The sequence below is a fragment of the Sphingomonas sp. RS6 genome (genome assembly GCF_054489705.1).
Window position 1 is genome coordinate 66,327 of the sequence record NZ_JBTMWM010000012.1, and the last position, 9,955, is coordinate 76,281.

General features: G+C 66.5%; 12 protein-coding genes. 2 read left to right on the forward strand and 10 right to left on the reverse strand.

The window, feature by feature from the left end; all coding sequences use genetic code 11:
- Nucleotides 1-123: 123 nt before the first annotated feature.
- Genes ACX40Y_RS16875 through ACX40Y_RS16885 form a run of 3 tightly spaced genes read right to left on the reverse strand, consistent with a single transcriptional unit; the run spans nt 124 to nt 1,945 of the window.
- The gene (locus ACX40Y_RS16875) at nt 124-549 is read right to left on the reverse strand and encodes a flagellar protein FlgN (RefSeq protein WP_459120734.1); all 426 of its coding nucleotides are present in this window, start codon (nt 547-549) and stop codon (nt 124-126) included.
- Nucleotides 546-845, reverse strand: coding sequence for a rod-binding protein (locus ACX40Y_RS16880; protein ID WP_459120735.1), 300 nt, complete (start codon nt 843-845; stop codon nt 546-548). The genes ACX40Y_RS16875 and ACX40Y_RS16880 overlap by 4 nt, the downstream gene beginning before the upstream one ends.
- Nucleotides 842-1,945 (reverse strand): flagellar basal body P-ring protein FlgI, encoded by a 1,104-nt coding sequence (locus tag ACX40Y_RS16885; protein ID WP_459120736.1) that lies wholly within the window; start codon nt 1,943-1,945, stop codon nt 842-844. Before ACX40Y_RS16885 ends, ACX40Y_RS16880 begins: the two co-directional genes overlap by 4 nt.
- Nucleotides 1,946-2,030: 85 nt before the next feature.
- Here ACX40Y_RS16885 and ACX40Y_RS16890 point away from each other — a divergent pair, with 85 nt between their 5' ends.
- A complete protein-coding gene (locus ACX40Y_RS16890; protein WP_459120737.1) occupies nt 2,031-2,447 on the forward strand; it encodes a flagellar assembly protein FliX in 417 nt (138 codons plus the stop codon).
- Nucleotides 2,448-2,551: 104 nt separating this feature from the next.
- Nucleotides 2,552-3,553, forward strand: a complete 1,002-nt coding sequence (locus tag ACX40Y_RS16895) for an SGNH/GDSL hydrolase family protein (protein WP_459120738.1) — start codon at nt 2,552-2,554, stop codon at nt 3,551-3,553.
- A 7-nt stretch (nt 3,554-3,560) separates the two neighbouring features.
- Here the strand turns inward: ACX40Y_RS16895 and ACX40Y_RS16900 are convergent, their stop codons facing one another.
- The 7 genes from ACX40Y_RS16900 to ACX40Y_RS16930 all read right to left on the reverse strand — a co-directional run bounded on the left by ACX40Y_RS16900 (nt 3,561) and on the right by ACX40Y_RS16930 (nt 9,944).
- Nucleotides 3,561-3,878 (reverse strand): DUF3325 domain-containing protein, encoded by a 318-nt coding sequence (locus ACX40Y_RS16900; protein ID WP_459120739.1) that lies wholly within the window; start codon nt 3,876-3,878, stop codon nt 3,561-3,563.
- On the reverse strand, nt 3,875-5,368 hold the full coding sequence (locus ACX40Y_RS16905; protein ID WP_459120740.1) for a PepSY-associated TM helix domain-containing protein: 1,494 nt from the start codon (nt 5,366-5,368) through the stop codon (nt 3,875-3,877). Before ACX40Y_RS16905 ends, ACX40Y_RS16900 begins: the two co-directional genes overlap by 4 nt.
- Nucleotides 5,365-5,661 carry a ketohydroxyglutarate aldolase gene (locus tag ACX40Y_RS16910; protein ID WP_459120741.1) on the reverse strand — a complete coding sequence of 99 codons (297 nt, stop codon included), beginning with the start codon at nt 5,659-5,661 and terminating at the stop codon, nt 5,365-5,367. Before ACX40Y_RS16910 ends, ACX40Y_RS16905 begins: the two co-directional genes overlap by 4 nt.
- Nucleotides 5,662-5,669: 8 nt before the next feature.
- Entirely contained in the window at nt 5,670-7,769 is a 2,100-nt protein-coding gene (locus tag ACX40Y_RS16915) for a TonB-dependent siderophore receptor (RefSeq protein WP_459120742.1), read from the reverse strand.
- Between the two features lie 86 nt (nt 7,770-7,855).
- Nucleotides 7,856-8,926, reverse strand: a complete 1,071-nt coding sequence (gene flhB / locus ACX40Y_RS16920) for a flagellar biosynthesis protein FlhB (protein WP_459120743.1) — start codon at nt 8,924-8,926, stop codon at nt 7,856-7,858.
- Nucleotides 8,926-9,684, reverse strand: coding sequence for a flagellar biosynthetic protein FliR (gene fliR, locus ACX40Y_RS16925; protein ID WP_459120744.1), 759 nt, complete (start codon nt 9,682-9,684; stop codon nt 8,926-8,928). The genes flhB and fliR overlap by 1 nt, the downstream gene beginning before the upstream one ends.
- On the reverse strand, nt 9,681-9,944 hold the full coding sequence (locus ACX40Y_RS16930; RefSeq protein ID WP_459120745.1) for a flagellar biosynthetic protein FliQ: 264 nt from the start codon (nt 9,942-9,944) through the stop codon (nt 9,681-9,683). Before ACX40Y_RS16930 ends, fliR begins: the two co-directional genes overlap by 4 nt.
- Nucleotides 9,945-9,955: the final 11 nt, after the last annotated feature.

A 9,955-nucleotide genomic window follows, 5' to 3' on the forward strand; every position in this document is an offset into this window, starting at 1 on the left:
CTTGGAATATTATCGAGCAATGCCCGTGGGATAGGCAGGAGCCGTTGTCGCTCCCGCCCATCGGTCGTGTCAATTCGACACGAATTCCGATGGGCGACGGCAATGGCGCGCTGCGGCGCTGCGTCAGAGCCGGGCGTTGATCGAGATCGGCGCGGGCGCGTCGATCCCAGCGATCGCGCCACAGGCGCTGTAGGTGGTGCTGCGGCTGCCGGTCAGTCGCTGCGCCTCGGCAGCGATCGCCGCCATCATTTCCGCCGAAAGCTCGATCTGGCGGGACAGGATACGGGCGTTGACCACGGAAGCGTCGCGGAGGGCGCGGCTGGCTTCCTCCAGCGCGGCACGCTCTTCGCCCTCGACGGTTTCGAGCCACTCGCCGGGATGCTCGCGCTTGAGCCGGGCGACCTCGGCCTCGATGCGGCCGGCGAGGCGCAGCTTGGCGTTGGCGATCTCCCCCAGCTGCGGCAGATAAGGCGTCCGCGAAAGCCGCTCGCTCTCCTCCTCCATCAGGGCGGTGAGCGAAACCATCGCGTCGATAAGCTGGGCGGTCATGATTGTCCTTGCTGAAGCTTGATGATCTGATCGAGAACGGCGGGGGCGAGGCCGATGCCGCCCCGCCGGGAGATTTCGGCGCCGAGTTTTTCCGCGAGCACGCCGCGGAACATTTCCTCGCCATGACCGCCGGCGAAGTCGCCGTCCTGCTGCACGCTTTCGAGCATCAGCTGGGTCATCTGGCCAAGGAACACGGCTTCGAAGTCCTGCGCGGTCTGCGCATTTTTCGGGTCGACGGGGCGTATCGCGGGCGCGGGGGCGCCACCGACGGGAAGGGGCGGGATGTCCGACATCATTGCACCTCGATTTCGGCCTGGAGCGCGCCGGCGCTCTTCACTGCCTGAAGGATGGTGATCAGGTCGCGCGGCGACACGCCCAGCGTGTTGAGCCCGCTGACCAGCGTCTGGAGCGAGGGACCGTTCACCATCGCGAGGCTGGCGCCGTTGCCGTCGTCGACCTGCACCTGGGTGCGGGGGACGACGGTGGTCTGGCCGTTCGACAGCGGTGCCGGCTGCGATACCTGCGGCGTTTCGCTGACGGTGATGGTGAGGCCGCCCTGCGCGATCGCGACCGGGGTGATGCGGACATCGTTGTTCATCACGACGGTGCCCGAAGCCTCATTGATGACGACGCGGGCGGGCTGATCGACCTTGACCTCGAGCTCGCCGACCTGGGTGACGAGATCAATCACCGATCCGACGAATTTCGGCGGCGCGTGAAGCTCGACGGTCGCGGGGTCGAGCATCTGCGCCGCGCCGGGATAGCGCTGGTTGATGATGCCGGCGATACGGCTGGCGGTCGTGAAATCGGGGTTCTTGAGCGCGAGCTTAAGGCTGTTCGCCGAGCGCAGCGCATAGGGCACTTCGCGTTCGACGATCGCGCCGCCGGCGATGCGGGCCGAGGTGGTGACGCCGCGGCTGACGCTGGCGGCGGCGCCCTGGCCCTTGAAGCCGGAGACCGCGACCGGCCCCTGCGCCACGGCATAGATCTCGCCATCGAGCGCGCGCAGCGACGAGGCGATCAGCGTGCCGCCCTGAAGGCTGGTCGCGTCGCCGAGCGCCGCCACCTGCACGTCGATCCGCGAGCCTGCGCGCGAGAAGGGCGGCATCGTCGCGGTGATCGACACCGCAGCGACATTCTGGGTCCGCATCTGGGTGCCGCGGATGTTGACGCCCATCCGTTCGAGCATCGATTGCATCGATTCCTCGGTGAAGGGGGCGTTGCGGATGCGATCGCCAGTGCCGGCGAGACCGACGACCAGACCATAGCCCACGAGCTGGTTCTCGCGGACATTTTCGACATCGACGATGTCCTTGATCCGGGTCTGGGCCATCGCCTGGGGGGTGCCGGCGAATGCCAGGACCAGCGCCAGGATCGAAGCGGTCAGACGGTACATTAAAGCTCCCGGGGAAAGTGGAAAAACGTCGCTAATTTTCTTATAGAAAGAGGAGAGCCAACAAGGCTCATGAGGACCTGAATTCGTGCGTATCGACAACCTGAACCCGATGATGGCACGCACCATGCTGGCTGCGTTGCCAAAGTCGCTGTCCGGGTTTCCGCGCGTCGGCGACGAGCCGCCTGCAGCCGCGCCGCAACCGACCCCCACTCCGGGCACGACGCCGCCCACCACGGTCCAGACGCTGGTGGCGATCGCCGTCGCCCAGCCGATGGTCGAACGGCGGCGCAAGCTGGCGCGGCAGGCCGAACGCGGCATCGATGCGTTGGACAGGCTGCACCGCGAACTGGTGTCGGGCGTGCCAAGTCCGGCAAGGTTGAACGAAATTGCGGCCTGGGCGGAAAGTGTCAGCACGCCCGACGATCCAGTGCTGGCGCAGTTGATGAGCGAGATCGATCTTCGCGTTCGTGTTGAACTCGCCAAATATGACGTGCAGGCCTGACGGTTCGACTCTGCCGGCGATCGTCGGCTAGGCTCACGATGTGATGGGCGACTTGGAATAGCGCGAATATTAAGGTAAATCATGGCAAGCCGATGGGGGGTGCCATGAAGATTGTCGGGCGTTTGTTCGCGCTGATCCTGCTGTTCGTGGCGCCATGCGCGTCGGCACAGTCGCTCGGCTATTCCGGTCTTTATGTGTTCGGAGACAGTCTTGTCGATTCGGGCAACGCCTATCTGGCAACCGGCGGCGTACAGGCGAGCCCGGGCAATGGGTATTTCGGTGGTCGCTTCTCGAACGGATTCAACTTCGCCGATTATCTGAGCATCGAGATTACCGGCGCGCCGAGCATGGCCGCGCTCGCGGGCGGCACCAACTTCGCGGTCGGCGGGGCCGATGCCGAGCAGAAGCCCGGTCAGGTGAGCCCCAGCTTTCTTGACCAGATCCTGCTGTTTGGATCGCTTGCCGCCGCGCCGATCCCGAACGACGCGCTTGTGCTCGTGACCTTTGGCGGGAATGACGTGCGCGACACGATCCTGACCGGCGGGCCGATCGACTTCAGCGGCGCCGGCGAGGACCTCGCGACCGGGCTTGGGTTGCTTTACGGGCTCGGCGCGCGAAACTTCGTGGTTACGGGCTCGCCTGACATCGGGCTGCTGCCGGTTTCAGTAGCGACGGCGGGCGGCATTCCGGGGCGGATCGACGAACTGACCGAGCGGTCACAGGCGATCAGCGCGATCTTCGCCGCACAGACCGCTGCGCTGGCGGCGCTTCTTCCGGGAGCGAACGCGACCTTTTTCGACCTGTTTGCGCTTCAGCATGCGGTCCTTGATGCACCGGAGGCATTCGGTTTTCCCGCGAACTTCAATACCAGCATGCCGTGCCAGATCCCGGGCGGGGGATCGCCGCAGGTCGCGAACTGCCTGAACTCGCTCTATTTCGACGCGATCCACCCGACGACGCAGATCCATGCGGCGATTGCGGGCGCCATCGTCGACCAGATGACGGCGGTGCCGGAGGCGGAGGCGTGGTTGCTGATGATCATTGGCTTCGCGGCGCTGGGCGCGATGCTGCGGCGGCGCGAGGCGATGGTGCCGCGCATCGCCTGACGGCGGATCAGGCGAGCACGCCGGCCAGGATCAGTGCGGCGCCGATCGCCGCGCTGAGATGTGCCGCCCTTGGCTGGTAGGTGAGCGCGAGCAGGACTACCCCCGCCGCAAGCGGCAGCAGCCCGAGCCAGGCGACCAGCGCCAACGGCCAGTCGGCGCGCAGGATCGCCGCCCCCATCCCGAGCAGCAGCGCGAGCCATCCGGCGACCCCCAGCGCCGGGCGGCGGCGCGGGGCGTCCCATCCCCCGAGCAGCGCCGGGGCGTGCCGCGACGTCGATGCGGCAAGCAGCACGAACGCGATCAGCGTCAGCCCGGCGGCGATCATGCCGGCACCTGCCGGTTGCGTCGCCGGGGCGCGGGGGCAGGGCGGCGCCATTGACGGCGCGCGATCGCCGCGACGGCGAGCGCGGTGCCGAGCAGCGTCAGGCTGACCCCGGTCTGGACGGGCGTTGCGAATGCACCGCCGGGAATTGCCGCCAGCGCGCAGCCGATCGCGAGCAGCGACAGCAGCAGGCGCCAGCTCTGCCGCGGCGCCAGCACGAGCCCGGCGAGGATCGCGATAGCCGCGCTCCACAGCGCCACCGACACTTCGGCATCGGCACGGCCGGGCATGCCCAGTGGCAGCACGCGATTGGCGAGGAGAAAGGCGACACAGCCGATCGGCACGCCGGCGATGACGCCCGCGTTCAACCGCTCGACGAACCGGTTGCCGGGCGACAGCGGCGCGCGCTCGCGGCGCTTGACCACCCAGAGCACCATGCCGCTCGCCACCGCGAGCGTGAGCATCGCGCCGCCGAGGAAATAGAGCCAGCGCGTCGCCATCGGGGCGAAGCGGGCGATGTGGAGGCCATAGGCGACGCCGTACGCCTGCAGCGCAGGCCGGTGTTCGGTCCAGTCGGCGAGCACGCGGCCGGTGGCACCGTCGAAACTGATCTCGCCGGCGGCATAGGCGATTTGCCGCTCGTCCGCGCGAAACAGCGTGACGACTGCGGCCGTGTCGCCTGGATGCACGACCCAGACTCGGCCGACCGGCGCACCGCCCCAGCGGCGTTCGGCCTCGCGCAGCATCGGTTCGATCGGCGCAAGCGGCGCGGGGTGGCCGGTGGGGGGGCGGTCGATCTGGCCGGGGGTGAAATCCCGGAACATGGTGGGTGTGTCGCTGCCGTAATTGGCCGTGATCGGCCATGGCATGTTGAGCGACGAAAGCGTCACCAGCCCGGTGAAGGCGATCATCACGTGAAAGGGCAGCGCCAGCACGCCGAGCGCATTGTGCCCATCGAGCCAGGAGCGCTGGCCCTTGGCGGGGCGGAAGGTGAAGAAGTCCTTGAAGATACGGCGATGCGCGATGATCCCCGTGATCAGCCCGAGCAGCAGTACCATCGCGGCGAGCGAGGCGAGCAGGCGACCCCAGGGATAGGGAAGCTCAAGCTCGAAATGAAGCCGGTAAAAGAATTCGCCGCCCAGCGTCTCGCGGGCGACGGGTGCGCCCGTATCCGGGTCCAGCGCGCGATAGATGAAGCCGCCGCCGGGATCATAGGTCGCCTCGACGATGTTCGATCGCGGCCCGGGGGCGGTGAGATACCAGCCATAGGAATCGGGTGCGTTTCGTTCGAGCCAGCCGGTGGCCGCTGCGATCGCCGCGACCGGATCGGGGCGGGCGGTGACTTCGGGGCGCATCCACTGGCCGATCTCGGGCTTGAACACGCTGAGTGTGCCGGCGAGGCAGACGACGAACAGCACCCAGCCGAGCAACAGGCCGGTCCAGCCGTGAAGCCATGCCATCGCCTGGCGGGCACCTTCGCGCACGACGCTCATGCCGGCGCGCCCGCCGCCCAGGCGATCGCCGCGAGCAGCGCCGCCGCGACCGCGACGCCGGCCAGCGCGCGCAGCGGTCCGCGCGCCAGAAAGGCCCAGATCGTCACCACGGGGGCGACAACAAAGGCGAGCATCGTCGCCGGCACCACCGCATCGAGCCGCCCGATCGGCAGCGTTCGCGCGACCGCCGCCGCGAACAGCGCGGCGACGATATAAGCGCCGACGCTGCCGACGACCGCGCGCACCGCAATGTTGCTGCGATAACGCCAGCCCCTGCGAAGATGCGCGCTCACCGGATCGCTCAATAGGTGAAGGTGAGGCTACCGATCACGCTGCGCGGCGGCGCGTAATAGGCCTGGCCCCACATCAGGCTGCCGAGATACTTGCTGTCGGTGACGTTGCGGACGTTGATCGACGCGCGGACATGATCGACCACCCGCATGCCGGCCATCAGATCCAGCACCGCATAATCATCCTGCTTGACCGTATAATCGGGGCTGCGAATCGCGTTCTGCCAGCGCAGCTGCGCGCCGACCTTGAGGTCACGAAGCTCGGGCACCGCATAGGTGGTGGCGAGCTTCAGGCTCTTGGTGGGGATGAACACGCGGGCCGGATCGCCCGCCTCATCCTCGATCTCGAGGCCGGTATAGCCGCCGCTGATCGTCCAGTTGTCCGTCACCTGCCCGGCGAGTTCGATCTCGAAGCCGCGCGCGGTGGTGTCTACGCCGGTGTAGAAGGTCGTGCCGACCGGCCCGGGGCCATCGGCGCCGAACACGCCCGCCGCCGTCGCCAGCCCCTTCTGCTTGGCGCGGAACAGCGATGCGGTGACATAGAGTTGCCCGTCGAACCATTCGGTCTTGAGACCGCCTTCGATGCTGGTGCCGGTCACCGGGTCGAGCCGCCGGGCATTGGCGTCCACCTCGGTCTGCGGATTGAAGATGTTGGTATAGCTCGCATAGAGCGAGACGTGAGGCGTCAGATCGAAGGTCGCGCCGACATAGGGGCTGACGTCGCTGTTCTTGCGATACTGATCGGCGCCATAGGAAATGCCGTCAGCCTTCAGCCAGGTCGCGCTCCCGCCCACAACGGCCTTCAGCCGATCGGTCAGGTTCAGATGGGCGGCACCATAGGCGCGCGTCACGTTGGTGTTGTCGTCGGCCTCCAGAACGGCGGGGGTGAAGTCCGGTTCGGCGATCGAGACGCTGTTGAGGTTCGGCACCGCGGGATAGACGATCGTGCTCGTCGCCGATCCCTGCCACTGTCGGTCGTCGAGGCGGCCGGCGGAGACTCCGAAGGCAAGCTGGTGCTCGCGCCCGAACAGCTGGAACGGCCCCGATGCGGTGAAGTCCCCCAGATACTGGTCGATCTCCGAAGGGTAATAGCCGCCCAGGCCATTCAGACCGAGCCCGGTCGCCTTGTCGACGCTGCCATAGGCGTAGAGCAGCTTCGCCGTCTGCTTGTTGTTGATATAGGTGAACACCGCCTTGGCCTGCCAGCCACGGCCCAGATCATAGGCGAGCTCGCCGAACGCGCGCTGATCGGTGGTGTCCCAATAGGTCCAGGGCGCCGAGGTGGATGCCGACCGCGCATAGGGGATGCGGCTGCCGTCGCTGTAGGTCAGCGGCAGCGCGCCCCACAGCACGCCATCGGCATTGTTTTCCTGGCGGCTGTAGCCGACCGTCGCAGTGAGCTGGGGCGTCACGTTCCAGCGGGCGATCAGGCCATAAACGTTCCGCGTGACGTGATTGTAATCGAGATAGGAATCGCGGTCCTCATGCGCATAGATCGCGCGCACCGCGACGGTATCGGTGAGCGGCACCGACACGTCCGCCTCGCCTCGCCAGCGATTCCACGAGCTCGCTTGCAGCGTCGCGCTCGCCTGGAGCGAGTCGGTGGGGCGCTTGCGCACATAGTTGATCGTCGCGGAGGGATTGCCGACGCCGGTCATCAGCGCGTTGGCGCCGCGTACCGTTTCGATCCGCTGGAACAGCGCGGTGTCGAGGTCGCCATATTGGATGCCATAGGGCATCGGCAGGCCGATCCCGTCGACCTGGAAATTGGTGACGTCGAAGCCGCGCGAATTATAATAGGTGCGATCGCTTTCCACGCGCTCGACATTGATGCCGACCGCCTGGTCGAGCACGTCGTTGATATTGGTGAGCGCGAAATCGTCGAGGCGCTGGCGGTCGATGATCGTGATCGACTGCGGCGTTTCGCGCGGCGTCAGCGCCAGGCCGGTCGCCGAGCTGGTTTCCTGATTGACGAGGCCGGTGACGACGATCTCGCCCGAGCGGGACTGCTGCGCCGCATCCGTTTCCGACTCGGTGACCGGATCGGCGAGCGCCGAAAACGGGACCGCGATGAACGCGGTAGCGAGGAGAGCGGTGCGTAGCGACGACATGTTTTTGATTTCCCTTTGCGGCTCGATGGCGCGCTCTTAGGGAAGTCTAATATTGCAAGTCAATCGCATTATACGCAGGTGTCGGCTCAGCGGCGCGCCTTGGCGATGCGCAGGACATAGCTGATGACCTCGGCGACCGCGGCATAATGTTCGACCGGGATCGGGCGATCGAGTTCCGCGCTGGCATAGAGCGCGCGGGCGAGCGGGCGATTTTCGACGAGGGGGATGTTGTTCGCGGTGGCAATCTCTCTGATCTTGAGCGCGACCGCGTCGACGCCCTTGGCCACCACCACCGGCGCGGCCATCGCCCCGTGATCATATTGCAGCGCCACGGCATAATGGGTCGGGTTGGTGATGACGACGCTGGCCTTGGGCACATTGGCCATCATGCGGCTGCGCGCGCGCTGCATCTGCATCGCGCGGATCTTGCCCTTGATCTTCGGATCGCCCTCCGATTCCTTGTATTCGTCCTTCACTTCCTGAAGGCTCATCCGCATGCGCTTCATGAAGGATTTGCGCTGCCAGAAGAAGTCGAACAGCGCGAGCGCGCCGACCAGCATCGCGATCGGGCGCAGCATCGCATCGACGATGTCGTTGGCGGCGGCGCCGGCCGAGTTCAGGTCGGCACCGACCAGCCGGTCGATCGTCGCGGCGTGCGGCCAGGCGATCATGCCGGCGATGCCCGCGACCAGGCATAGCTTGGCGAAGGTCTTGGCGAACTCGACCAGCGATTGCTTGCCGAACATTCGGGTGAAGCCGTTGACCGGATTGAGCTTGTTCCATTTCGGCTTGACCCGCGACCAGGAAATCATCGGCTTGCCCTGAAGCACGCCGCCGAGGATCGCGAACAGGAACAGCGCGGCAAGGATCGGGGTGAGCGCGGTGGCGACGGCGCCGAACAGGCCGGTCGCGAAATTTTGTGCACCGTCCGGTGACAAGCGGAAATCGTCGGCGCCGCCCCAGAGCCGGACGAACAGGTTGCCGCATTGCTGGACCGTATAGGTGCCAAGCCCGCCCATCACCACCAGCGCGGCGGTGAACATCGCGGCGTGGCGCATTTCCGGCGCCATCGGCACTTCGCCGCGTTTTCGCGCGTCCTCGAGCTTCTTGTCGGTTGGTTCCTGTGTCTTGTCGTCCTGATCGCCGCCTTCCGCCATCACCAGCCTCCCTGCATCGCAGCGGCCATCGCGTGCGTGAACACGGTCAGGATCGTGCCGATCGTGGTGATGGTGAGCGCGATGCCGAGCATCAGGTTGAGCGGCTGGGCGATGAAGAACACCTGGATCGCTGGCGCGATCCGCGCGGCGAGGCCGAGCGCGACGTTGAAGACGATGCCATAGACGAGGAACGGCGCGGCGAGGCTGATCCCCAGCGACATCGATCGTTCGATCGCCGCCATCGCCAGCTGCGCGAAGTCATGCATCGGGGGGAGGCCGCCGATGGGGAAGGTGTGGTAGCTGTTGATGATCGCGCCGATCCAGAGGTGGTGGACCTGCATGCCCATGCACATCAGCGCCGCGACGATGCCGACCATTTTCGACAGGATCGGCGCCTGCCCGCTCTGCGCGGGATCGAAGATCACCGCGGCGGACAGGCCGATCTGCATGCTGACGATCGAGCCCGCCATCGAGATCGCGAAGAACAGGATCTTGACGATCATCCCCATCGCCAGCCCGGTGACGAGCTCGCACACCAGCACCGCCGGCAGCACCGCGCCGCCCTGAACCGCCGCGCGCGCCGGTTCGCCGATCAGTCCGTAGAGCGCCGCCGACATCGCGAACGCGATCATCAGCCGGATGCGCGCGGGGATCGAATCCTCGCCGAACACGGGAAGCAGCATCAGCACCGCGCCCACCCGTGCGAACACGATGAAGAACGCGGAAACGTGCAGCGCGAGATCGGGCGGAACGATCATCCGTGGATGATCATGTCGCTGATCTTGGCCATGAAGCCGCCCAGCGCCTGGCCGATCGTCGGCAGCATCAGCAGGAACACCACCCCCATCGACACCAGCTTGGGCACGAAGGTGAGGGTGGTTTCCTGGATCTGCGTGAGCGCCTGGAACAGGCCGATGAACACACCGACGATCAGCGACGTCAGCAGCAGCGGGCCGACGATCGTGAGGATCAGCAGCAGCGCGGCCTCGGTAAGGCTGACGAGTTCGGTGGGAGTCATGCGAGCGCCCG

Excerpts from the sequence above, each read along its gene's own strand:
- ACX40Y_RS16895 (WP_459120738.1), top strand. The coding sequence starts at position 2,552 with ATGAAGATTGTCGGGCGTTTGTTCGCGCTGATCCTGCTGTTCGTGGCG.
- ACX40Y_RS16915 (WP_459120742.1), bottom strand. The coding sequence starts at position 7,769 with ATGTCGTCGCTACGCACCGCTCTCCTCGCTACCGCGTTCATCGCGGTC.
- fliR (WP_459120744.1), bottom strand. The coding sequence starts at position 9,684 with ATGATCGTTCCGCCCGATCTCGCGCTGCACGTTTCCGCGTTCTTCATC.
- ACX40Y_RS16930 (WP_459120745.1), bottom strand. The coding sequence starts at position 9,944 with ATGACTCCCACCGAACTCGTCAGCCTTACCGAGGCCGCGCTGCTGCTG.
- ACX40Y_RS16875 (WP_459120734.1), bottom strand. The coding sequence starts at position 549 with ATGACCGCCCAGCTTATCGACGCGATGGTTTCGCTCACCGCCCTGATG.
- ACX40Y_RS16900 (WP_459120739.1), bottom strand. The coding sequence starts at position 3,878 with ATGATCGCCGCCGGGCTGACGCTGATCGCGTTCGTGCTGCTTGCCGCA.
- flhB (WP_459120743.1), bottom strand. The coding sequence starts at position 8,926 with ATGGCGGAAGGCGGCGATCAGGACGACAAGACACAGGAACCAACCGAC.
- ACX40Y_RS16905 (WP_459120740.1), bottom strand. The coding sequence starts at position 5,368 with ATGAGCGTCGTGCGCGAAGGTGCCCGCCAGGCGATGGCATGGCTTCAC.
- ACX40Y_RS16880 (WP_459120735.1), bottom strand. The coding sequence starts at position 845 with ATGATGTCGGACATCCCGCCCCTTCCCGTCGGTGGCGCCCCCGCGCCC.
- ACX40Y_RS16885 (WP_459120736.1), bottom strand. The coding sequence starts at position 1,945 with ATGTACCGTCTGACCGCTTCGATCCTGGCGCTGGTCCTGGCATTCGCC.